We start from the raw sequence: 24,001 nt of genomic DNA on the forward strand, positions 1-24,001 counted from the left end.
ACGCTATGGCGATGATCAACGCGCGCCCCGTCGTGAGGGCGATCAACGTCCTCCGCGTCGTTTCGATGACGAACGCCCGCCGCGACGCTTTGACAACGACCAGCCGCCGCGCCGCTTCGAAGATCGTCCGACACGTCCGCAACGGCCAGAGCGTGAACGCGAGGAACGCGCTCCGCGCCATGCTGAAGAGCGCGCACCCCGTCAGGCACCGCAAACCGAATCGAGTGGTTTGGTCCGCCTGTCCAAGCGCATGTCCGAACTGGGTCTGTGTTCGCGCCGCGAGGCCGATGAATGGATTCCGCGCGGCTGGGTGCTGGTGGATGGTGAGCCCGTCACCGAGCTGGGTTCGCGCGTCAAGCCGGATGCGATCATCGAAATCCATCAGTCGGCGCGCTCCGAGCAAGGCGAGCGCGTGACCGTGCTGATGCACAAGCCGGTCGGCTACGTTTCGGGCCAGGCAGAAGACGGCTATCAGCCTGCCGTTTCGCTATTCGTGCCGGAAAACCAATGGGAAGGCGACCCCACGCGCAAGCGCTTCGCGCCTTGGCAACGCCGGGCGTTGGCGCCGGCCGGCCGACTGGATATCGACTCCACCGGCTTGCTGGTGTTGACGCAGGACGGACGCGTGGCGCGCCACCTGATCGGCGAGGATTCGACGGTCGAGAAGGAATACCTGGTGCGCGTGGTGTGGGATTCGCCGAACGGCCTGGTTGAGCGCGATATCTCCAAGGTCTTCCCGGAAGAGCTGATGGAGAAGCTGCGCTTTGGCCTGTCGCTCGACGGCGAAGAACTCAAGCCCGCGAAGGTGAGCTGGCAGAACGAAGAGCAGTTGCGCTTCGTGCTGCGCGAAGGCAAGAAACGCCAGATCCGCCGCATGTGCGAACAGGTGGGACTGGAGGTGGTAGGCCTCAAGCGCATCCGCATGGGCAGCATCGTGCTGGGCGACCTGCCGGTCGGCCAGTGGCGCTTCCTGGGGCCGTTCGAGAAGTTCTGAGGCTGCCTCTGCCCCAAAGAAAAACCGGTCAACGCATTGCGCGCTGACCGGTTTTTTTATGCCTGCCGTCCAGGTTACAGACGCGGAGCCTGGCAGGCGGCCCCGGTGGTGTTGGCCGATGCGGGCATGCCAAACACCGCTTGCGCGCCGCAGCGCGAGCCGAACATCTTCGCTTGGTCGTGGCCAACGCCAACCACTTCGTGCGCCTGGTGGTTGACGCGCCTGCGCCCCGCCATGTGGTGCTCGTAGCGCCAGTAGTTGCGTGCGCGATCCAGGCGCGTCGGGCCTTCGGCCTCGGCACCGCAGAGCTTGTCGAGCACGCGGTGGTTCGGATCGTTGTCGCTCGTGCCGGCCAGGTAGGTCACGTGGCGCTGCGCATATCGGTTGAACAACTGCCGGCCGGTCTTGCCAGCGGCATACGGGACCATGTCGACCATGCCGTACTTGTAGTGGTCATAGTCCGGACAAACGCTGGTGCTGTAGCGTGCAAAGCCCTTGCCGCGCGGACGCTCCGGCGTGAAGTACAGATATGACGACGGATTGGCGACCACGTAGCGCAGATCGATGCCACGCTTGCGGATCGCTTCGTCCACGTTGTTGAGGACGGCGTAGCGTTGCACGATCTGGCCACCGCCCGAATGGCCTGCCACCGTTACGCGCTTGACGTTGGGCGCACGCGCCGGGTCCGTCACGTAGCCGATCAGGTCATCGAGTACCTGGAGCGAACTCAGGTCCGTGTACGGCGCGTTGGTGGCGTTGAAGCCGCCGATCCAGCCATCCACCGACCACACCGGCATGCCGTCGAAACCCTTGCCCTCATCGGGCGTACCGGGAAAGTTCGGGGCAATCAAAAGGACTTCGTCGGGGTTGCGGCCGCTGGCCTGGAGCAGATCGGCGCCCGCGGTGTAGTAATCGTTGCCGTTGCGCTGCAGGCCGTGCTGCATGAATACGACTTCGCGGATGCCGCTCAGATCGCCATCGAGCGGATGGTTGGCGTAGACGGGGAAATCGTAGGCCACGGCATCCGCGCCCAGATGCACGCGTTGCCAGACCGGACCCTGAGGCTTCTGGGCAGCCGGTGCGGCCGCCGTGGTTTCGGGTGCCTGCGGCCCCGCGCACGCAGCCAACCCCAGCATCGCCGTCATGGCGACCCCAAGCGCCAGCCGGCGCCAGCCCCTCAAACCATCGCGCTTCATATCGTCTCCGTGGTGGATGAAACATGCGTCCACCCGCCCCCGCAGGTGCGACGCTCCCGCAGTCTCGATCAGTCGTCGTGATTGGCGGGCAATTCCGGGAACAGCACTTCGGTAAAGCCGAAGCGGGTGAAATCCTTCACGCGCATCGGATACAGCACGCCCTGCAGGTGATCGCATTCGTGCTGCACGACACGGGCGTGGAAGCCCTCGGCAATGCGGTCGATGGCGTGACCGTGCTGGTCGAAGCCGGTATAGCGCAGGCGCGTATGGCGCGGCACGACGCCACGCAGGCCCGGCACCGAGAGGCAGCCCTCCCAGCCGTCTTCCATCTCGTCCGAAAGCGGCTCAATGGTGGGGTTGATCAATACCGTCTTGGGCACGGCCGGCGCATCCGGATAACGATCGTTGCGATCGAACCCGAAGATGACGACTTGGAGATCCACGCCGATCTGCGGCGCCGCCAGACCGGCACCCCGCGCCGCATCCATGGTGTCGAACATGTCTTCGATCAGGGCCGTCAGTTCGGGGGTATGGAAACGCTCGACGGGCTTGGCCACGCGCAGCAGACGGCTGTCGCCCATCTTGAGGATGTTTCGGATCATGCCTGGTCTCCCGCCGGTTTTTTTAACAGCGCGAGCATACCCGCTTCGTCCAGAACCTTCACGTTCAATTCTTCGGCTTTAGCGAGCTTGCTGCCGGCTTCTTCTCCGGCGACAACATAGTCGGTCTTCTTCGACACCGAACCCGATACCTTGGCGCCCGCCGCTTCCAGCATGGCCTTGGCTTCGTCACGCGTGAGGTTGGGCAATGTGCCGGTCAACACGACCGTCTTGCCGGCCAGCACGCCTTCTTCGGTGGCTTCAGCCGGCATGGCGGCAAGCAGCTCGTCGCGCAGCGCGTCGAGCTGCTCCAGTTGCGCGCGATGGTCGTGCGAGCCCAGCCATTCGAGCAGCGACGCGGACACATCCGCCGGCAGCCCGGCCAACTGATCAGGCTCCACGCCGGCCAACTGGACTAGCGTCGGCGCCGCCACAGCCAATTGCTTGGCACGCGCGGCTGTCAGCTTGGGCACCCCAAGCGTGGCGTACAGCTCAACCGGCTCCAGTTTCTCGCGCAGCTTCGCGTTGGGCGCATGCTCGCCTTGCGGGGCGACGCCGGCTTCCAACAGCGCATCCAGCGCCTGCTGATTCTTCGGTTCGGCAAAGAAATCGGCAATGGCTTCAGCCACCGTGGCACCCACGTCGGGCAGCGCCAGCAGCAACGGTGCCGGCGCCCGCCGGATGATGGCCAGACTGCCGAGCCAATCCGCGAGCGTCTTGGCGGTGGATTCTCCAACGTGGCGAATGCCCAGCGCAAACAGGAAGCGCGCCAGCGGCGGCGTCTTGCTGGCCTGGATACCCTCCAGCAGATTCTCAGCCCACTTAGTGGCGATCTTGCCAGCGGCGACGGTTTCCGGTGTCGCGCCATCGCGCTCATCGGCGCGGCGCTTCATCTCCAGGAAATCTTCGAGCTTGAGCTTGTACAGATCGGCGATGCCGTGTACGTAGTCCAGCTCGACCAGGTTGTCGATGTAACGCTCGCCCAGGCCTTCGATATCCATCATGCGGCGGCCGGCAAAGTGGCGGATCGCCTCTTTTCGCTGTGCCGAGCAGAACAGCCCGCCTGAGCAGCGGGCCACCGCCTCGCCCTCTTCGCGCACGACGTGCGAGCCGCACACCGGGCACGTCTTCGGCAGTTCGAACGGTGGGTGCTTCGGACGCTGCTGCGGATTGAACAGGTCGCTGCCCGGCACGTCATCCATCGGGCGGCGATCGAGCACTACGCCCACCACCTCGGGGATCACGTCACCCGCGCGGCGCACGATCACAGTGTCGCCAATGCGTACATCCTTGCGGCGTACTTCGTCTTCGTTGTGCAGCGTCGCGTTGGTGACGGTCACGCCGCCAACAAACACCGGCACCAGCCGCGCCACCGGTGTGATGGCGCCCGTGCGGCCGACCTGCACGCCGATGGACTCGACGGTGGTCAGCGCTTCCTGCGCCGGATATTTGTGCGCAACTGCCCAGCGCGGCTCGCGCGTGCGAAAACCGAGTTCGCGCTGCAACGCGAGCGAATTGACTTTGTAGACCACGCCGTCGATATCGAACGGCAGGCTGTCGCGCTTGGCGCCAATGGCCTCATGGAACTCGACGAGCCCGTCTCCTCCCTTCACAGCCGCGCGCTCCGAGCTGACCGGAAAACCAAATGCCTGCAGCGCATCGAGCATGCCGGAATGGGTGTCGGGCATGCCTTTCCAGCCGACCACCTCGCCCAGGCCATAGGCGAAGAACGACAGAGGGCGCTCCGCAGCCATCTTCGGATCGAGCTGGCGGACGGCACCGGCCGCGGTATTGCGCGGATTGACGAAGGTCTTGTCGCCGCGCTCACGCTGACGGGCGTTGAGCTTTTCAAAATCGTCGCGGCGCATGTAGACCTCGCCGCGCACTTCGAGCACGTCGGGCACAACGCCATCAAGCGGATGCACGCCCAGCGGAATCTGCCGGATCGTGCGGATGTTCTGCGTGACGTCTTCGCCTGTGGTGCCGTCACCGCGCGTAGCCGCCTGCACGAGATAACCGCGCTCGTAGCGCAGGTTGATCGCCAGGCCATCGAACTTCAGCTCAGCGGCATATTCGACGGGCGGATCGGTGTCATCGAGGCCCAGTTCGCGGCGTACGCTGGTGTCGAACGCGCGGGCGCCGTTGGGGGTGGTGTCGGTCTCAGTGCGGATCGACAGCATGGGAATGACATGCCTGACCGCCGCAAATTCGGGCAGAACCGCCCCGCCGACCCGCCGCGTGGGCGAGTCCGGCGTCTTCAGCTCGGGATGTTCAGCTTCCAGCGCTTCCAGCTCGCGATAGAGCCGGTCATATTCAGCGTCGGGCACGCTGGGCTGGTCGAGCACGTAATACTCATGGGCGTAGCGGTTCAGCTCAGCGCGCAGCCAAGCTGCCCGCGCCTCGGACGTGGCACCGGACGCGGGTTCTGCAGTCTTGCTCATCGTGCGTCCGTCAGTGGCTGAACAAGCGCACCGCGGTGCTGGAACCGGCCGGGATGCCGCGCGATTCCAGCTTGTCATACAGCACGCGCAGATGCTTCTGGATGGCGACGAACGATTGCTCCGTCAGCGGACGCAGGTTGTCATCCACCACCTGCGCACCCATGCGCTGCGACAGCGTGTACGCGTATTCGCACACCAGCTTGAACGGCTTGCTCGGCTCTTCCGCCACCGGCACATCGAGCAGCAGCGTGATCTGGCGGCCGGCCTTGACGGTCAGGTCATCGCGCAGGAAATTGGTGTCGCCAAACTGCAGCGTGAACAGTGCGCGCTGCACACCATCGGCGCCCGCATGGAAGCGCGTGAAACGCGTGCCGTCGCGCGAGAGCACAAGGCCGTCTTGCGTGGCCACCGTCTGCACGTACGCGGCCGACCAGGGCGCACCGTCGGAGATCACGCTCACGCCCAGTTGCACATCGCACTCGGCGGCAAACGCGTCGAGTTCGCGCGCATTGGAGATCGTCTCGTTCATGTCCGGCAGTTCCGGCACGGCATCGGCCGCTTCCGACAGCGGATCGATCGCGTTGATGAATTCCGAGAACTCCAGCGCATTCAGCGGGCCGGTGCGGTTGGCCAGTTGCACGGCCACTTGCACGTCGAGGTAGCGCTGACCGGCGCGAATGGCTTCCCATGCATTGGCGGCGGGGTTCAAACCTTCCACGTGGATCTGCTTGGTGCCTGCGCGGCGCAGCTTGGCCAGCGCCGGCAGCAGCCGGTCGCCCGACACTTCACGATCCGGATGCAGCGGCACGATGCAATCGATCAGCGGATCGATCACGCCATTGGCCGGCTCCAGCGAACCCGGGGCAGGTTCGGCAACCTCTTCCGTCTCGGCGGCTTCGAGCACGGCATCGTCGCCCGAAGGCGTGAGCTCAGCGCCGATCACGCCGGCTTCGGTGTCGGCACTGCCCGTGGCGGGAATGTGCGTCTTCGCCGAGAAACCGGGCTCAAGACGCGGTTCAACGCGGTTGGGTTCCTCACGCTCGCCACCCAGGGCGGGCTCGGCGCGCTCGGTCCAACCGTCGCCGCGCGGGGTCTCGTCGGCCGGCGGGTTGTACGCCTCGGGACGCCGCGCCTTGCGGATCTGCCACTGGTTGTACACAACGATCACCAGCACAAACACCACGCCGGCGCCCAGCAGGGCCATCACCAGGTTGTTGTCCTGCATTTATGCTGCCTCCGCCATGGTCAGTGCGGCATCCATATCCACTGCCACGATCCGGGACACACCTTGTTCCTGCATGGTCACACCGATGAGCTGTTGCGCCATTTCCATCGCAATCTTGTTGTGAGAAATAAAAACGAATTGGGTCTTGTCGGACATGCGCTTGACCATGTTGGCGTAGCGCTCGGTGTTGGCGTCGTCCAGCGGCGCGTCCACCTCGTCCAGCAAGCAGAACGGGGCCGGGTTCAACTGGAACATCGCAAACACCAGCGCAATCGCGGTCAGCGCTTTCTCGCCGCCCGATAACAGGTGAATCGTCGAGTTCTTCTTGCCCGGCGGCTGCGCCATCACCTGCACGCCCGCGTCGAGAATCTCTTCGCCGGTCATCATCAGCTTGGCCTGGCCGCCGCCGAACAGTGTCGGGAACAGTTCACCAAAGTGATAGTTGACCTGGTCGAACGTACCTTGCAGCAACGCACGCGTTTCCTGATCAATCTTGCGGATGGCGTCTTCGAGCGTGGTGATGGCGTCGGTCAAATCGGCCGATTGGGCATCAAGGAAGCCCTTGCGCTCGCGCGCCGCAGCCAGCTCGTCGAGCGCGGCCATGTTGACCGGGCCGAGCGCGTTGATCGCGTTGTTGATGCGCGTGACTTCACCTTGCAGGTACGAAGGCTTCAGGTCGCCCGTCAGGCGTTCAGCCAGCACGGCTTCGTCCACGTTGGCAGCGGTGAGCTGCTCGGTGAACTGCTCTTGGTTCAGGCGCGCGGCCTGTTCCTTCAATTGCAGTTCGGTAATGCGATCGCGCAGCGGTTGCTGGGCGCGCTCGGCAGTCAGGCGTTGCTCGTCATGTGTGCGTAGCTGCGCCGTCAGCGCATCCAGTTCCATGCGTGCCAGCCCGAGCTTTTCTTCCTTCTCGGCGCGGCGCTCCAGCGCTTCCTGCAAACCGGTGTGCGCAGTCTGCTCGTTGATGGTTTCCAACTCGGCGCGCGCGTTCTCCAGCGTCAGCACGATCTGCTGCGCCTGATCGCCCGCCACCTGGATGTTTCGCTTCAGTTCTGCAATGCGGTTCTGCAGATTGCGCTCGGCAAAGTGCGCTTCCTGTGCGCCGCGCTCCTGATCTCGCAACGCGTTGCGCGCATCGCTCAGGCGAACTTCGAGTGCTTCGAACGCCTGCTGGCTGTCTTCAAAGCGCGCCTGCATGTCGGCAAGCGCCGCATCGTGCTGCTCGAATGTCGCTTCGGATTCCGCACGGATGGCACGCTGCTCTTCGATCTGCGCGCGGATCTCATCCAACTCGCTGTCGATCTGGCCACTGCGCGCGTTGTAGCGCTCCATCGCCTGCGACAGCTTGAGCACGTCCATCTGCAGCACGTGCACGCGGCGTGTGGCCTGCTCGGCGCGGGCGCGCACCTGCGTGAGGTTTTGGCTCGCTTGGCTGTAGGCCGCTTCGGCGCGCACGGCAGCGCTCTTGGCTTCGTCGGCCAGCAGCATCTGCGCACGCACCTGCTTGTGCAGGTTCTCGATTTCCTGGGCGCGAGCCAGCATGCCGGCCTGTTCGGAATCGGGCGCGTACAGCTGCACCGATGACCGGCCAATCAAGTGCCCTGCCTTGATGACAAACGTGCCGCCTTCCGGCAGCGTCTGGCGCGCAGCGAGCGCAGCCTGCATGTCGTCGGCGATATAGACGTCGGCCAGCCAGTCTTGCAGCACGGCGCGAATGCCCGGCTCCGTCACCTGGACCAGCGACATCAGCGGACGCAACCCCGCCGGCGCCTCCACCGGAAGCGCTGCCGGCGGCGGCGCATAGAAAGCCAGCTTGGCCGGCGGCGCGTCAGCTGCAAACGCCTTGATCCAGTCCAGATTGGAGACTTCGAGCGCGCCCAGCTTCTCGCGCAGCACGGCTTCAAGTGCCGGCTCCCAACCCTGCTCGATCTGCAGCTTCTTCCAGAAGCGCGGCAGCTCGCTCAGTTCATGTTTGGCCAGCCATGGCTGAACCTTGCCGTCGGTCTGCACGCTCTCCTGCAACTGCTTGAGTGCCGCAAGGCGGGCTTCCAGGCTGGCAATGGTGGCGGCTTCCGATTGCACGCGGTCTTGCGCAGCACGGCGTGCCTCGTCGAGCTGCGGCACCTGCGTCTCGGCGTCTTCCAGCGCGGCTTGCGCTTCGGCCAGCACCTCTTCCTGTTCAGCCAGTTCGGCACGCAGCGTTTCGAGCTGCACGTCGTCCGGCTTGTCGAGGCCGGATGACTCCTGCGTCAGACGTTCGCGGCGCTGGTCAAGCTGCAGCAAGGCCTGGTCGGCATTGCGCTGGTGCGCGGCTTCGAGTTTGAGCGCCTGTTCCGATTGCAGGATCGCAGCGCGCTGATCGTTCAGCGCGGTCTGCGCATCGCGCCATTGCGCTTCCATGCCAGGGAGTTCGTCGGCTTTGCGTGCAACGTCCTCGGCGGCCTGCGCGGCGCGCTCCTCGGCCATGGCCAACTCTTCCTCGGCCGCGGCAAGGTCTTCCTGCGCCTGCTCGCCCTGTGTATGCCACTGCTCTTGCTGCGCGGTCAGCGTGGCGATCTGCTGCTGGATGCGGTTGCGCGACTCCACCACGTAGCGGATCTCGGCTTCCAGGCGACTGACCTCGGAGTTGGCTTCGTACAGCGCACCCTGCGCGGCGTGCATCGCGTCCGACGACGCGTAATGCGCAACGCGCATCGTTTCGAGTTCGGCCTCGATATGGCGCAACTGTGCGGTCTGCGCTTCAAGGTCGATCTGCGCCTGTTCGATGGCGCGCTGATGGCGTTCCTGCTCGCCCTGCGCTTCACGCTTGCGCAGCAGCCACAGCAGGTGCTGCTTCTCTTCGCCGTCGGCCTGCAGCGTCTGGAAGCGCTGCGCGACTTCGGCCTGACCTTCGAGCTTTTCGAGGTTGGAGCCGAGTTCGCGCAGGATGTCTTCCACGCGCGTGAGGTTTTCGCGGGTATCGGAGAGGCGGTTTTCGGTTTCGCGGCGGCGTTCCTTGTACTTCGACACGCCCGCAGCTTCTTCCAAGAAGATGCGCATGTCATCGGGCTTGGCCTCGATGATGCGCGAGATCATCCCCTGCCCGATGATGGCGTAGGCGCGCGGCCCAAGGCCCGTGCCGAGGAAGATGTCCTGGATGTCGCGGCGGCGCACCGCCTGGTTGTTGATGAAGTACGACGAGGTGCCATCGCGGCTCAGAACGCGCTTGACCGCCACCTCGGCGTATTGGCTCCACTGGCCGGCGGCGCGGCCTTCCGCGTTGTCGAAGACGAGTTCGACGCTGGCCCGGCCAGCCGGCTTGCGCTGGGTCGAACCGTTGAAGATGACGTCCTGCATCGATTCGCCACGGAGTTCCGCAGCGCGTGACTCACCGAGCACCCAGCGCACGGCGTCGATGATATTGGATTTACCGCAACCGTTCGGGCCAACGATGCCGACAAGCTGGCCCGGAACATGAAAATTGGTTGGATCGACGAAAGACTTGAAGCCTGCGAGCTTGATCGAAGAGAGGCGCACGTTGTGTTCGTCTCGAAGGGATCAGAAAAGGGGATAAAGCGGGCGCCCAAGGAACGCGCCTTTGTCATCACATCTGCGCCGTGGAGCGCGAAGTGACAAGGCACGCCCCAGGGGCGCGGATGGCGCCATCATACCATTCGCACCCGGTGCTCCCGCCAATCAAATCGCTACAAAAATGGACGAAATTTGCCGCGCAAGAGAGCAAATTGCTGCAAATTTGTAAGCAGTTTCGCCTTCGTGACAAATAGCGTCAGTCCGGGCGGCGCGTGCGCGAACGTTCCGGCGTGGTGAGCCATTCGAGCAGCGCATTGTGCAGCGCATCAGGATCCTGGATTTGGGGCGCATGGCCCGCATCGGGGAATTCCACCAGCGTGGCGCGCGGAATGGCCTTCGCCGCCGCCCGCCCAAGCTCCGGGTAATGACCAAGCTGCGCACGCGCCTCCGGCGGGGCTGCGTCCTTGCCGATGGCCGTGGTGTCTTTCTGGCCGATGAGCAGCAGCGTCCACGGGCGCAACTGGCCAAACTCATAGACGACGGGCTGTGTGTAGATCATGTCGTACAGCAGCGCGGAATTCCACGCCACCAGATCGCGCCCCGGGCCGCGGTACATCCCGGCCAACATCTGCACCCACGGTTCATATTGCGCGCGCCATTGCCCGGCGTAGTACGTCGACTGCTCATAGGCGCGTATGCGCTCGGCGGTGGTCTGCTTCTCGCGCGCGAACCACTGGTCGACGGTCATGGACGGCACGCCTTTGGCCTTCCAGTCTTCCAAGCCGATCGGGTTGATCATCACGAGCCGGGACACCGCGTTCGGATACATCAGCGCGTAGCGCGTCGCCAGCATGCCGCCTGTCGAATGGCCAATCATGATGGCCTGCTCGATCCCAAGCGAGGCCAGCAACGCATGCGTATTGCTGGCCAGTTGCTGGAACGTGTACTGATACGAACGCGGCTTGCTCGATTTGCAGAAACCGATCTGATCCGGTGCGATCACGCGGTAACCGGCACCCGTCAGCGCGGCGATCGTGCCTTCCCAGGTGGCGGCGCAGAAGTTCTTGCCGTGCAGCAGCACGGCCACCTGACCGTTCGGCTGCTTGGGCGCGACGTCCAGGTACGCCATCTCCAGCGCGTTACCCTGCGACTCGAACTTGAAGAGTTTGACCGGGGCCGGGTAATCGAAGCCTTCCAGCCGGGGGCCATACACGGGGCCAGCCTCTGCGGAAGCAGCGTGCACGGCCGTCGCGGCCATTAACAGCGCAACCGTCAGCGCCGTGGAAATCGAGCGAAGCAACATCCGCAACTCCTCGGTTGATTTGCGAAACACCGGCAGCCTACTTGCGCCGCGACAGCCCCGACAATGCGCCCGCCAGAATGATGCACGCTCCGCCCGCCATTTCCTGGGGGGATAGGCGTTCCGCCGTCAGCAGCGCCGACGACACGGCCGCCACCACGATTTCAAACAGCATCAGCAGCGCCGCGCGATTGGCCGGCAAGCGTTGCAGGCCGCGCTGCACCATCGCATTGCCGCCCACCAGCACGCAGGCCATGCCCACCAGCAGCAGCCACGTATTGCCCTGCGAAAAAGCAGCCGGCACCGCGTGCACGCCATCGAGCAGCAGCGCAGCCGGAAAACCCACCAGCGCGCAGCCCGTGAAGACGACCACGGTGCGCATTTCCGGGCGCATGGTCGGGTGACGTTGCCCCGCCAAGCGCGACAGCACGTTGTTGCACGCAAAAGCGAGCCCTGCAATCAACCCTGCCCATTCCGCCGCTGAACCCGGCCACGGCGTGCCGGCCTCGCCCGACCACAGCATCATCATCGCGCCCGCCAGCGCCAGCGTAAGCAGCACACCGCCGCGCCAGCCCAGCCGCTCGTGCAGCCACAGGCGCGCCAGCAGCGCCGTCCACACGGGCGTCAGATAGAACAAAAGCAGCACCCGCATCACCGTGCCGTGCACCGTGCCCCAGACGAAACCCGCGTTGGTGATACCCGCCGCGATCCCGAGCGCCGGGATCAGCCACGACCACTGGAACGTTGAAAAGTGACGACGCAGCACAACGGCGGCCAGCACGGCCGCAGCCGCGCCCGTCATCGAAGAAGCCAGCATGCTGCCAAGACCCCAGCCGGCCAGCAGGCGGTACGGATACCAGGAAATGCCCCAGACCGAGGCGCCCAGGAGGATGAAGAGTGCCGCCGCCCATTGCGGTTCGTGGTGGCTGGCGCTATCCGCTGAGGGCGCCGAAGAAGCAATCGTTGTCATGTGACCAATAAAAAAAACGGCGGGAATCCGCCGCTTCCTGCAATGTCCGAGGTGACTGGCCACGCGGCAAGCACACGTTGGCCGTATAATTTCGGGCTTCCCGGCAAGCGCCAAGCTTGCCCGCTGACCAGCCCAACACCGCCGCCCCACACCGTGAATCCGCGCCTGTCTGCCCTGCAGCCGTATCCGTTCGAGAAACTGAAAGCGCTCGTCAAGGACGTGACGCCCAGCGCCGCCCATACGCCGATCAGCTTCGGCATCGGCGAGCCCAAGCATCCGACGCCGGCCCTGGTGAAAGACGCGCTGACGGCGGCACTCGGTGGGCTGGCGAATTATCCCACGACGCTCGGCTCCGATGCACTGCGACAGTGCATCGCCGCATGGCTGGAACGCCGCTACGGCTTGCCCAAGGTCGATCCGGCCACCGAGGTCATCCCGGTCAATGGCTCGCGCGAGGCGCTGTTCTCGTTCGCGCAGACCGTCATTGACGGCAGCAAGCCGGGCGCGCGCGTGCTGTGCCCGAACCCGTTCTACCAGATCTACGAAGGCTCGGCGCTGCTGGCCGGCGCCACGCCGCTGTTCGCGAACAGCGACCCGGCACGCAACTACGCGCCCGATTTCGCGGCGATCACGCCGGAAGAATGGCGCAACGTTCAGCTCGTGTTCGTCTGCAGCCCGGGCAACCCGACCGGCGCCGTGCTCACGCTGGAAGACTGGAAACAGCTCTTCGCGCTATCCGACGAATATGGCTTCGTCATCGCCTCGGACGAGTGCTATTCCGAAATCTATTTCGACGAGGCCAACCCGCCGCTGGGCGCGCTGCAGGCCGCGCATCAGCTAGGCCGTAGCTTTGACCGCCTGGTGATGTTCTCCAGCCTGTCCAAGCGCTCCAACGTGCCGGGCATGCGCTCCGGTTTCGTGGCCGGCGACGCCAAGCTGCTCAAGGCCTACCTGCTGTATCGCACGTATCACGGCAGCGCGATGAGCCCGTCGGTGCAATCCGCTAGCATCGCTGCGTGGAACGACGAGGCCCACGTGCGCGACAACCGCGCGCAGTACGTCAAGAAGTTCCAGCAGGTCACGCCGATGCTGGCCGAGGTGCTGGACGTGGCGCTGCCAGATGCGGCCTTTTACCTGTGGGCCAACGTCAAACGCACAGGTCTGTCGGACACTGAATTCGCACGCCAACTGCTGGCGGCCAAGAACGTCGCCGTGTTGCCGGGCAGCTACCTCGCCCGCGAGGCGCACGGTACGAATCCGGGCCAGGACTACGTGCGCATCGCGCTGGTGGCCGGCGTGGACGAATGCCTGGAAGGCGCGCGCCGGATCGTCGAGTTCTGCCAGCAGCGCTGACCCCTTACCCTTTTTCGAATTTCTCCTAGAGCGAACACAGCCATGACGCAACAACTGCAATCCCTGATCGATCAAGCGTGGGAAGACCGCGCCAACCTGTCGCCCAAGGCCGCTCCGGCCGATGTCCGTGAAGCCGTCGCCAACGTGATCGGCCAGCTCGATCGTGGCGCGCTGCGTGTGGCCGAGAAGAAGGACGGCGAGTGGATCGTCAATCAGTGGATCAAGAAGGCCGTGCTGCTGTCGTTCCGCCTGGAAGACAACGCCCCGATGGCTGCTGGTGGCTTTACGCAGTTCTACGACAAGGTGCCGAGCAAGTTCGCCAACTACACGGCTGAAGACTTTGCCGCTGGCGGCTTCCGCGTGGTGCCGCCGGCTGTGGCGCGCCGTGGCTCATTCATCGCCAAGAATGCCGTGCTGATGCCGTCGTACGTGAACATCGGCGCTTATGTTGACGAAGGCACGATGGTCGACACGTGGGCCACCGTCGGTTCGTGCGCACAGATCGGCAAGAACGTTCACCTGTCGGGCGGCGTGGGCATCGGCGGCGTGCTGGAGCCGCTGCAGGCCAACCCGGTCATCATCGAAGACAACTGCTTCATCGGCGCGCGCTCGGAAGTGGTGGAAGGCGTGATCGTCGAAGAAAACTCGGTGATCTCGATGGGCGTGTATCTGGGCCAGTCGACCAAGATTTACGACCGCGAAACCGGTGAAGTCAGCTACGGCCGCATTCCCGCGGGCTCGGTGGTGGTGGCGGGCAACCTGCCGTCGAAGGATGGCACGCACAGCCTGTACTGCGCCGTGATCGTCAAGAAGGTGGACGCGAAGACGCGTGCCAAGGTTGGCCTGAACGAGCTGCTGCGCGGCGACTGAGCGCCAGCGCAAGGCATGCCTGCTAGGCTTGCAGGCATGCCAACCACTTGAAGCGCAGCCATGTCCGAACGCAATGCCACCGGCACCCGCTTCGGCAAGCTGCGCCAACGCATCATGGGTCTTGATCCAAACACCATCGGTACTGTCCTGTCGCTGCTGCCAACCATCCTGGAGCAGGCGAACAAGACCATCGACAAGTTCAAGAACCGCAAGAAGACCGGCGCCGACGCTGCCCGCGCAGAGGGCGCCGTGCCCGACCCGAATACACGGATTGCCGAGTTGGAAGCGGCGATCCTGCAGCAGGCCGAATCCGTCAAGCTGCTGGCCGAACAGCACGCCATCACCATCGACGCCCTGCGCGATGAAGCCGCGCGGCTGGAGCGCCGCCTCAAGCGCATGACGTGGCTGGCGTCTGTCGGTTTTGCACTGGCCGTTGCAGCCCTCTCCTTTGCCCTGCAAGCCTCTCGACACTGATTGCGAATCCCACCATGACGACCCTGCATGGCATCCCCAATTGCGACACCGTGAAGAAAGCCCGCACGTGGCTCGAATCGAACGGCGTTGCCTACACCTTTCACGATTTCAAGAAGCAGGGCGTGAGCGCCGACATGCTGGCCGGCTGGCTCAAGCATGTGCCGCTCACCACGCTGCTCAATCGCAAGGGCACCACGTGGCGCGCCCTGTCGGATGCCGACAAGACGCGTGCCGAAGACGAGGCTGGCGCCATCGCGCTGATGCAGGCCAACCCATCGCTGATCAAGCGTCCGGTGCTGGTGCACGGCAAGACCGTCAACGTCGGCTTCTCGGCGGATCAGTACGCCGCCCTGTTCTAACCACAACAACATCACCGTGACCGTCGTCATGTCGAACATGCTGCCCACGCTTGCCCTCACCGAAGACCTGATCCGCCGCCGCTCCGTCACGCCCGAAGACAAGGGCTGCCAGGACGTGCTGATCGAACGCCTGACCGCTGCCGGCTTCGAATGCGAAACCGTGGTCAGCGGCCCGGACCACTTTCGCGTGACCAACCTGTGGGCCGTCAAGCGCGGCCGGGCTGGCACGGATGGCAAACTGCTCGTCTTCGCGGGCCACACCGATGTGGTGCCCACCGGCCCGGTTGAGCAATGGCACTCCGATCCGTTCGAACCCACGCACCGCGACGGCAAGCTCTACGCGCGCGGCGCGGCAGACATGAAGACATCGATTGCAGGCTTCGTGGTGGCATCGGAGGAATTCGTTGCCAAGCATCCCGACCACGCCGGCTCGATCGGCTTCCTGATCACCAGCGACGAAGAAGGCCCGGCGCACGACGGCACCGTCAAGGTGTGCGACCTGCTGCGCGCGCGCGGCGAGCGCCTCGATTACTGCGTGGTCGGTGAACCGACGTCGGTATCGACGCTCGGCGATATGGTGAAGAACGGGCGACGCGGTTCGCTGTCGGGCAAGCTCACGGTCAATGGCGTGCAAGGCCACATTGCCTATCCGCACCTGGCCAAGAACCCGATCCACCTGGCTGCCCCGGCGCTGGCCGAACTCGCTGCCGCCAAGTGGGACGACGGCAATGCATACTTCCCGCCGACCACGTGGCAGATGTCGAACATCCACGGCGGCACGGGCGCGACGAACATCATTCCCGGCCACGTTACGATCGACTTCAACTTCCGCTTCTCGACCGCGAGCACGCCGGACGGGCTGAAGGCGCGCGTGCACAGCATCCTCGACGCGCACGGCCTCGACTACACGCTCGACTGGACGCTGGGCGGCGAGCCCTTCCTGACCGAGCGCGGCGACCTGTCCGAAGCCCTCTCCTCCGCCATCCAGGCCGAGTGCGGCGTGACCACCGAGCTGTCGACCACGGGCGGCACGTCGGACGGCCGCTTCATCGCCAAGATCTGCCCGCAGGTGATCGAGTTCGGGCCGCCGAATGCAAGCATCCACAAGATCGACGAACACGTGGAGGTGGCTTTCATCGAGCCACTGAAAAACGTGTATCGCCGCGTCTTGGAAACCTTGATCGCCTGAGGTTGCCCATATGGCGCGCAACGTCGAGATCAAAGCGCGTGTGCGCGATGTGGCAGCCCTCATTGAGCGCGCGGCTGCCATTGCGGATTCGGGCCCCGAACGCATCGACCAGGACGACACGTTCTTCGCCTGTGCGAATGGGCGCCTGAAGCTGCGGCAGTTCTCGCCCGAGCGCGGCGAGCTGATCCACTACTTCCGCGCTGACAGCGCCGGCCCGCGCGTGTCGAACTACCACATCGTTCCGACCACTGCGCCCGACGCCCTGCGCGACACGCTGGCCGCCGCCATCGGCACCGCCGGCCGCGTCATCAAGGTGCGCCAGCTGTATCTCGCCGGTCAGACGCGCATTCATGTGGATGCGGTGCAAGACCTCGGCGATTTCGTCGAGCTTGAGGTCGTGCTGCACGATACGCAATCCGAAGACGACGGTGTGAGGATCGCCCATCAACTGATGCACTCCCTCGGCATTGCCGAATCCGACCTGCTCGACGTAGCCTACGTCGACCTGCTCGCTGCCACCCAACGCTGAGCCACATTTCACGCCACCCATGACCACGCCTACCCTGCCCGCCTCCCACCCGTTCACGACGGTTCGCGACCTGCTGCGCTTTGCCGTGTCGCGCTTCACCGCCGCCGGCCTTGTTTTCGGCCATGGCAGCGAAAACGCCTACGACGAAGCCGCATACCTGATCCTGCACACGCTGCATCTGCCGATCGACACGCTGGAGCCGTTCATGGACGCGCGCCTGCTGCCCGAAGAAGTCGCTGCCGTGCTGAAGGTGATCGAGCGCCGCGCCGTCGACCGCGTGCCCGCCGCCTACATCACGCACGAAGCGTTCATGCACGGCATGCGCTTCTACGTGGATGAACGCGTGATCGTGCCGCGCAGCTTCATCGGCGAATTGCTCGAAGACGGGCTGGAGCCGTGGATTGATCAGGAGGACGGCCCGACCGATGTGCTGGAGTTGTGCACCGGTTCAGGCTGCCTGTCGATCCTGGCTGCGCTGCAGTGGCCCAATGCAACCATCGACGCGGTGGACCTGTCGCCGGACGCACTGGTGGTGGCCAATCGCAACGTCGCGGATTACCACCTGGAAGAGCGCATCCGCCTGCACGAAGGCGATCTGTATGCGCCGCTGCCGCCGGGCGTGCATTACGACGTGATTCTGACGAACCCGCCGTACGTGAACGAGACGTCGATGCAGGCACTACCGCCGGAATACCGCGCCGAGCCGCGCATGGCCCTGGCAGGCGGCACCGACGGTATGGACATCGTGCGTCGCATTCTGGCCGACGCACCACGCCATCTGAAGCCGCACGGCGTGCTGGTGGTGGAAATCGGCAACGAGCGTGAAAATGTTGAAGCGGCGTTCCCCGATCTTGATTTGGTCTGGCTGCCCACAAGCGCCGGCGAAGACCAGGTATTCCTGGTCACGCGCGAGGCGCTTTAAGACGCTGCGCCAGGCGCGCCTCCTGCCATTGCAGCCGGCGCGTTCCGTATCGCTGGCAAGGCAGCATCCGCTGCCCGAACAGCCGCAACGGCTTCGCGCTTATGCATCGCGGATGCACCAAGCCTGGCGCCACAAGATGCAGCCGGGGCCAATCGCCTATGTGCCCCAATCCCTGTCTTGACTTCCCCTCGCCGTGCACTAGGGTCTGATTATGCGTGGAACGTGCGCACGCCATAAGCCAGCCGCCCGAGATTCAAGCCACGCAATCCGTCGTCCGACGACGACGCGCGTCAGGCGCGCACGCGCCTGGAAGCTCCGGGAGAACCACCATGACTCCGTGGGAAATCCAAGGGACTGAGCTCATCAACTGCAATTGCTCATACGGTTGCCCGTGCCAGTTCAACGCGCTGCCAACCAAAGGTATCTGTGAAGCGATGGGCGCGATCTCGATCGACCGCGGCTACCACGGCGATGTGCAACTCGACGGCGTGAAGATCGCGGTCTTGTTGCATTGGCCCGGCCCCATCCACGAAGGCAAAGGCAGATGTCAGCCGATCGTCGACGAGCGCGCCACCCCGGCGCAACGCGAAGCCATCCTGAAAATCATGGCAGGGCAAGATACCGAGCCGTTCGCGACGATGTTTTCGGTGTTCGCCTCAACGTTTGAACAGGTATTCGATCCGATCTTCACGCAGATCGACTACGACGTCGATGTCGACGCCCGACGTGGCCGGATTCATGTCGATGGGGTGTTCGATACCGTTGGCGAACCGATCCGCAATCCGATAACGGGTGCCGAACACCGTGCCCGCATCGATCTGCCGCACGGCTTCGAATACGAGCTGGCCGAAGTTGGCTCCGCCTCGAGCCACTCACAGGGCAACCTCGCGCTGGATCTCGAGCATTCCTACGGGCAATTCGCGCGACTGCACCTGAACAACAAGGGACTGATCCGGCATCGCCCTGCTGCATGAGCAGCCTCGAAAGCGTCCTCCAACGCGAGCGCGCCATCACGGTGCTCGGCATCATTGCCGTCGTCGCGTTGTCGTGGTGGTATCTGTGGACGGGTGCAGGCATGGGGATGTCTGCACTCGACATGACGGCACTCACGCTGTTTCCGCATCGATTGCCGGGCGCCATCGGCGGCATGGATACATCGCTGTCGACCGTGGCCTTGATGTGGTGGGTGATGATGACCGCGATGATGACGCCCAGCGCGGCGCCGCTCATCCTGCTGTATCGGCGTGTTCTACGGCACCACGGCACGGCCGAATCCAGGTCGGCAATCCTCTCGGTGTGTCTTCTGGCGGGTTACCAGACTGCGTGGCTCGCCTTTTCCGTGGGTGCGGCATCGTTGCAGATGGCGCTGCAGCCGACGGGCCTCATTTCACAAATGATGCTGTGGTCAAAGAGCGCGGTGCTCTCCGCAATAGTGCTAGCAGCGGCGGGGGCGTATCAGTTCTCTGCGCTCAAGCGCACGTGCCTGGCGCAGTGCCGCTCGCCGGTAGGCTTCCTGACCGCGCATTGGCGCCCTGGCGCTGCAGGCAGCTTCTTGCTGGGCATGCGCCACGGCGCGTACTGCGTAGGCTGCTGCTGGGTGCTGATGGCGTTGCTGTTTGTGGGCGGCATCATGAATCTCGTCTGGATTGCCGCTCTGTCCCTGGTCGTTTTTGTGGAGAAGATCCTGCCACGCGGCGCACAGGTCGGCCGCGTGCTGGGCGTTGTGCTGATTGCCTGGGCAGGTGCAACGCTGCTGGTTTGATCCCGTGCTGCTGGCATGCAGCGGCCCGAATACCGCGCGTATGACAGCCGTCAGACCGTCAGGCCATCAGGACGTCACCTCGTCACACGCATCCTTCACCACGCAGATACTAAAACGTTTGTCGAATACCTGGCCGCTCGGGCAATGGTCGAAGACCGCCTGCGACTGTGCGTCGCAGGTGGCGTAGGCAGTGGTGCAATTGGTGCGGACCGGTTGCTTGGGGCCACGGTTGGTGCCGTCGTCCAACATGAAGCGCGCGGATGGCCCGGGGCATTTGAACTCTGCGGCGGCCTTGGCCAGCGCGGCGGCCGCCTTTTCGGCTTTGGAAGTCTGCGGCGTCGGTGGGGTCGATGGCGACGGGCGGCGTTCGCAGGCTGTTAGCGCAAGCGCACAGAGCAGCATGCCGAGTGTGAGTGCGCGGGTCATGGGGGGGCTCCTTCGGGGTTGGATATCCTGAAGTTTACGCTTGGGTAGGCGTTTTTTGGTCCATCCCTATTTCGTCCCCTGCCGGGACCGACCTCCTTTCTTTGTCTTGCCAAAGAAAGGTAGGCAAAGAAAGGCGCGCGTGGGATGGCGCCATGACTTGCGCCGCGCCTTTCTCAGCGCAGCATCGCGGACATGGCGGACAGGCTGTTGAGCATGCGCACGGCATGTTCGACGGAGTCGGCGGCGAAGCGCAGCATCGTGCCGTCTACGCGTTCCAAGGCGGGCCACTGGCAGAACAGGTCAGCCAGTGCCGGCGTTTGCGTTTGCAGGCGGCACACGATCGGGCCCCGGATGCGCAGCGGCATGCTGAAGTGCCCGCGCTGTACCGTTGCCTTCACCGCCGCATAGATGGCTTCGCACGACTGCTCTGGCGAGAGCGATGTCCCGGCGTTCTGCCCCTCGGCCTGCTTGGTCTCGACAAACGTGGTGTGCGGCAGCAGCGGCTTCGTTTCTCTGATGAACACATCGTCGCCGCTGGCAACGGCAACCGGCACGCCGCGCTCGCCAGCCAGGGCGCCATAGAGGCCGGCTTCGCCCAGTTCCTGCTCGTTGAACCAGACGCGCGCAAACGCAAAGCTGTTGATGGTGTGCGCCAGCACGCCACGGCTGCCAGCACGGGCGTGGTAGCCGATCATGCAGACGGCGTCGCAGCCGTCCACGCCGGCCATCATGCTCAGGTAACGCGGCTTGCCGAGTACGAAGCGTGCGCGGCGGTCGATGGAATCGGGGATGAGGTTGCGGAAACCACCGTGCGAATCGTTGACCAGTACGTCGGTGGCGCCGCCATCGAAGGCGCCACGGACGGCCGCGTCGGCTTCTGCGGTCATCCAGCGGCGGGCGCGTTCGTATTCAGCGTTACCGGCACGCGTTTGCTCGGGGTGGAACACGTTGGCTACGCCTTCGATATCGGCGGAGATCAGGATTCGCATGGGGTCAGGTCAGAGCAATTCGGTCAGTGCGCGGCGCGTGTTGCCGTCGCGGCCGGTGACGGCCGTCGCGTGGAACAGGGCGTGCACGATGGCTTGTTCGACGCTGTCGGCGGCGGCCTGGAACAGCGGGTCGAGATGCGATTCGTGCGTCATAGCAATGGCAGGCATGGCGCGTGTGCCTTCGTGCGGGACGGTGTAGGCAGTGGAAAACGCCAGCGCGATGTCGCCGCTGCCATGACCGAACACGGAGCCAGTGCGTGCCAGACCGGCGCCTGCGCGCAAGGCAAGACGGCGCAACTGGCGTGCATCCAGCGGCGCGTCGGTGGCGAGCAGCATGATGATCGAGCCTTTCTCCGGCTCCGGGGTGCCGGCGGCCAGCGCTTTCGCTAGCGCCGCACCGACGTGGCGCCCAGCAAGCGTCAGATTCTCAGTCACACCAAAGTTGGACAGCACCAGCGCGCCGACCGTGCGTTGCGCGCCGTCGGCGAGCGTCAGCACACGCGAAGCCGTGCCGATACCACCCTTCACGCCAAACGAAGACATCCCCCGCCCTGCACCGACCGCACCCTGCTCGAACATCTCGGCTGCCGCAGCGCAGGCCGCGTCGTAGTGAACGTCCTGCACAGCAAACGCCTGCAGGTCGTTCAGGTAGCCGTCGTTGCATTCGAAAACGAGCGGATTGACGGTCGACCATGCGCGACCGATCTGCGGGTTGGCCGCGATGGCCTGGCGGATCTGCGCCTGCGCCACGGCGCCCACGGCAAACGTGTTGGTCAGCGCGATCGGCGTTTCCAGCACGCCCAGCTCATCCACCTGCACCAGGCCGATGCTCTTGCCGAAGCCGTTGAGCACCACGCTGGCCGCAGGCACCTTGTCGCGGAACGGGTCACCCGCATGCGGGCGCACCACCGACACGCCGGTCTGGATGTCACCGCCGGCAATGGTGGCGTGGCCGACGGTCACCCCGGCCACGTCGGTGATGCTGTTGCGTGTGCCGGCTTGCAGCGCGCCGATATGCGGAAGGCTTAGAGACATGCGAACAACTCAGCGACGGTCGATCTTCGGGTCTAGCGCGTCGCGCAGGCCGTCGCCCAACAGGTTGAACGCCAGCACGGTCAGGAAGATCGCCAGGCTCGGGAAGATGGCCACGTGCGGCGCCGTCACCATGTCGGCGCGCGCCTCGTTCAGCATCGCGCCCCATTCCGGCGTGGGCGGTTGTGCACCCAGGCCCAGGAACGAGAGGCTGGCCGCGGTGATGATCGAGGTGCCGATCCGCATCGAGAAATACACGACGACGGACGAGATCGTGCCCGGCAGGATATGCCGCATGATGATCGTCCAGTCGGACGCGCCAATGCTGCGCGCGGCCTCCACATACGTCAGGTGCTTGAGCATGAGCGTGTTGCCGCGAACCAGCCGCGCAAATGCCGGAATGCTGAACACCGCCACGGCAAAGATCACGTTGATCATGCCGTTGCCCAGGATGGCCACGATGCCGATGGCCAGCAGAATGCCCGGGAAGGCGAACAGCACGTCGGAGATGCGCATGACGATGCGGTCCCACCAGCCTTCGTAGTAGCCGGCCAGCAGGCCGAGCATGGTGCCCACGATGGCGCCGATGATGACCGACACAAAGCCCGCTTCCAGCGAGATGCGCGTGCCCATCAGGATGCGGCTGAAGATATCGCGGCCCAGCGAGTCGACGCCAAACCAGTGCTGCGCCGACGGGCCCGCGTTGAGCGCGTCGTAGTCGAAATAGTTTTCCGGGTCGAACGGCACGATGTGCGGCGCGAGGATGGCGATCACCGCCAGCACGATCACGAACACACCGGCGCCCATCGCCAGATGCTGCTTGCGGAACTTGCGCCAGAACTCTGTCCAGGGGGTGCGGACGGGTTCGGCAACGGTTTGCGGCGCGACCGCCGGGCTTGCGGCTTGTGTCATGGCGGTCTCCTTACTTCTTGTAGCGGATGGTCGGGTTGATCACGGTGTACAGCATGTCCACAACCAGGTTGATCAGGATGAACTCCAGCGAGAACAGCAGCACCTCGGCCTGGATGATGGGGTAGTCGCGCATCTCGACCGCATCCACCAGCAGACGACCGAGGCCCGGCCAGTTGAACACCTTTTCCACAACGATCGAGCCGCCGAGCAGGAAGCCGAACTGCAGGCCCATCATCGTCACCACCGGGATCATCGCGTTGCGCAGGCAATGCTTGATGACCACCACCGTCTCGCGCACGCCCTTGGCACGGGCGGTGCGCACGAAATCTTCCTGCAGCACTTCCACAAACGATGCACGCGTGAAGCGCGCCATCACGGCGGCCACCGCAGCGCCCAGCGTGAGCGAAGGCAGGATGTAGTGCCGCCAGGTGTCCGCACCGATGGCCGGCAACCAGCCAAGCTGCACCGAGAACACTTCCATGAGCAGCATGCCCAGCGCGAACGCAGGGAACGAGATGCCGGACACGGCGAGCGTCATGCCCAGACGGTCCGGCCACTTGTTGCGCCATACGGCAGACGTGATGCCGATCACCATGCCGAAGATCACCGCCCACACCATGCTGGCAATCGTCAGGTTGAGCGTGGGCCAGAAGCGCTCGCCAATCTCTTCGCTCACCGGTCGCTTGGTGCGGATGGAGTTGCCGAACTCGCCGCGCAGCGCGTTGGCGAAGAAGCGCACAAACTGCTCGTGCATCGGCTTATCCAGCCCGAGATCGGCACGGACCAGCTCGACGGTGGCCGGGTCCGCTTCGGGGCCGGCAGCCAGTCGCGCCGGGTCGCCCGGCAACAGGTGCACGAACAGGAACACCAGCACTGCCACGATCAGCAGTGTCGGGATCACGCCCAGCACACGTTTAATGAAGTAGTTCAGCATGGCAAATCCACCGCA

At 64.6% G+C, this 24,001-nt stretch carries 22 protein-coding genes; 10 read left to right on the plus strand and 12 right to left on the minus strand.

Annotation, left to right across the window (positions count from 1 at the left end):
• The coding region (locus BG83_RS0105600) for a pseudouridine synthase (RefSeq protein WP_024975798.1) at positions 1–994 on the plus strand (994 nt) is incomplete at its 5' end.
• 74 nt (positions 995–1,068) lie between these two features.
• On the opposite strand, the gene BG83_RS0105605 is transcribed toward BG83_RS0105600, so the two are convergent.
• The 7 genes from BG83_RS0105605 to BG83_RS0105635 all read right to left on the minus strand — a co-directional run bounded on the left by BG83_RS0105605 (position 1,069) and on the right by BG83_RS0105635 (position 12,235).
• Positions 1,069–2,190 (minus strand): hypothetical protein, encoded by a 1,122-nt coding sequence (locus tag BG83_RS0105605; protein WP_024975799.1) that lies wholly within the window; start codon positions 2,188–2,190, stop codon positions 1,069–1,071.
• 68 nt (positions 2,191–2,258) lie between these two features.
• A complete protein-coding gene (def, locus tag BG83_RS0105610) occupies positions 2,259–2,792 on the minus strand; it encodes a peptide deformylase (RefSeq protein ID WP_024975800.1) in 534 nt (177 codons plus the stop codon).
• Positions 2,789–5,230, minus strand: a complete 2,442-nt coding sequence (ligA, locus tag BG83_RS0105615; protein ID WP_024975801.1) for an NAD-dependent DNA ligase LigA — start codon at positions 5,228–5,230, stop codon at positions 2,789–2,791. Before ligA ends, def begins: the two co-directional genes overlap by 4 nt.
• Positions 5,231–5,240: 10 nt before the next feature.
• Entirely contained in the window at positions 5,241–6,455 is a 1,215-nt protein-coding gene (locus BG83_RS0105620) for a cell division protein ZipA C-terminal FtsZ-binding domain-containing protein (RefSeq protein WP_024975802.1), read from the minus strand.
• Positions 6,456–9,971 (minus strand): chromosome segregation protein SMC, encoded by a 3,516-nt coding sequence (smc, locus tag BG83_RS0105625; RefSeq protein WP_024975803.1) that lies wholly within the window; start codon positions 9,969–9,971, stop codon positions 6,456–6,458.
• A 250-nt stretch (positions 9,972–10,221) separates the two neighbouring features.
• Positions 10,222–11,268 carry an alpha/beta fold hydrolase gene (locus tag BG83_RS0105630; protein ID WP_024975804.1) on the minus strand — a complete coding sequence of 349 codons (1,047 nt, stop codon included), beginning with the start codon at positions 11,266–11,268 and terminating at the stop codon, positions 10,222–10,224.
• 37 nt (positions 11,269–11,305) lie between these two features.
• On the minus strand, positions 11,306–12,235 hold the full coding sequence (locus tag BG83_RS0105635; protein ID WP_024975805.1) for a DMT family transporter: 930 nt from the start codon (positions 12,233–12,235) through the stop codon (positions 11,306–11,308).
• Between the two features lie 153 nt (positions 12,236–12,388).
• On the opposite strand from BG83_RS0105635, the gene dapC reads away from it, so the two are divergent.
• The 9 genes from dapC to BG83_RS0105680 all read left to right on the plus strand — a co-directional run bounded on the left by dapC (position 12,389) and on the right by BG83_RS0105680 (position 19,693).
• Positions 12,389–13,588, plus strand: a complete 1,200-nt coding sequence (gene dapC / locus BG83_RS0105640) for a succinyldiaminopimelate transaminase (protein WP_024975806.1) — start codon at positions 12,389–12,391, stop codon at positions 13,586–13,588.
• Positions 13,589–13,630: 42 nt separating this feature from the next.
• Complete coding sequence (gene dapD / locus BG83_RS0105645; RefSeq protein WP_024975807.1) at positions 13,631–14,458, plus strand: 2,3,4,5-tetrahydropyridine-2,6-dicarboxylate N-succinyltransferase; 828 nt, start codon at positions 13,631–13,633, stop codon at positions 14,456–14,458.
• 60 nt (positions 14,459–14,518) lie between these two features.
• Entirely contained in the window at positions 14,519–14,932 is a 414-nt protein-coding gene (locus BG83_RS0105650) for a membrane protein (protein WP_024975808.1), read from the plus strand.
• 14 nt (positions 14,933–14,946) lie between these two features.
• Positions 14,947–15,291: an arsenate reductase gene (locus BG83_RS0105655; RefSeq protein ID WP_024975809.1), complete on the plus strand. Its 345-nt coding sequence runs from the start codon at positions 14,947–14,949 to the stop codon at positions 15,289–15,291.
• A 37-nt stretch (positions 15,292–15,328) separates the two neighbouring features.
• On the plus strand, positions 15,329–16,480 hold the full coding sequence (gene dapE / locus BG83_RS0105660) for a succinyl-diaminopimelate desuccinylase (RefSeq protein WP_024975810.1): 1,152 nt from the start codon (positions 15,329–15,331) through the stop codon (positions 16,478–16,480).
• A 10-nt stretch (positions 16,481–16,490) separates the two neighbouring features.
• Positions 16,491–17,009 carry a class IV adenylate cyclase gene (locus BG83_RS0105665; protein ID WP_024975811.1) on the plus strand — a complete coding sequence of 173 codons (519 nt, stop codon included), beginning with the start codon at positions 16,491–16,493 and terminating at the stop codon, positions 17,007–17,009.
• 19 nt (positions 17,010–17,028) lie between these two features.
• Positions 17,029–17,931 (plus strand): 50S ribosomal protein L3 N(5)-glutamine methyltransferase, encoded by a 903-nt coding sequence (gene prmB, locus BG83_RS0105670; RefSeq protein ID WP_024975812.1) that lies wholly within the window; start codon positions 17,029–17,031, stop codon positions 17,929–17,931.
• A gap of 329 nt (positions 17,932–18,260) precedes the next feature.
• Positions 18,261–18,905, plus strand: a complete 645-nt coding sequence (locus BG83_RS0105675; RefSeq protein WP_024975813.1) for a DUF1326 domain-containing protein — start codon at positions 18,261–18,263, stop codon at positions 18,903–18,905.
• On the plus strand, positions 18,902–19,693 hold the full coding sequence (locus BG83_RS0105680; RefSeq protein ID WP_024975814.1) for a DUF2182 domain-containing protein: 792 nt from the start codon (positions 18,902–18,904) through the stop codon (positions 19,691–19,693). Before BG83_RS0105675 ends, BG83_RS0105680 begins: the two co-directional genes overlap by 4 nt.
• 66 nt (positions 19,694–19,759) lie before the next feature.
• Here BG83_RS0105680 and BG83_RS0105685 read toward each other — a convergent pair whose 3' ends face one another.
• From BG83_RS0105685 to gsiC, 5 genes are all read right to left on the minus strand, one after another.
• Entirely contained in the window at positions 19,760–20,119 is a 360-nt protein-coding gene (locus BG83_RS0105685) for a chitin-binding domain-containing protein (protein ID WP_024975815.1), read from the minus strand.
• A 173-nt stretch (positions 20,120–20,292) separates the two neighbouring features.
• Complete coding sequence (locus BG83_RS0105690) at positions 20,293–21,108, minus strand: M55 family metallopeptidase (protein ID WP_024975816.1); 816 nt, start codon at positions 21,106–21,108, stop codon at positions 20,293–20,295.
• 9 nt (positions 21,109–21,117) lie between these two features.
• Positions 21,118–22,143 (minus strand): P1 family peptidase, encoded by a 1,026-nt coding sequence (locus BG83_RS0105695; RefSeq protein WP_024975817.1) that lies wholly within the window; start codon positions 22,141–22,143, stop codon positions 21,118–21,120.
• 9 nt (positions 22,144–22,152) lie between these two features.
• On the minus strand, positions 22,153–23,052 hold the full coding sequence (gsiD, locus tag BG83_RS0105700; protein WP_024975818.1) for a glutathione ABC transporter permease GsiD: 900 nt from the start codon (positions 23,050–23,052) through the stop codon (positions 22,153–22,155).
• Between the two features lie 10 nt (positions 23,053–23,062).
• Entirely contained in the window at positions 23,063–23,986 is a 924-nt protein-coding gene (gsiC, locus tag BG83_RS0105705) for a glutathione ABC transporter permease GsiC (protein WP_024975819.1), read from the minus strand.
• Positions 23,987–24,001: the final 15 nt, after the last annotated feature.

The organism is Ralstonia pickettii, from assembly GCF_000607165.1.
Taxonomy (GTDB): Bacteria; Pseudomonadota; Gammaproteobacteria; order Burkholderiales; family Burkholderiaceae; genus Ralstonia; species Ralstonia holmesii.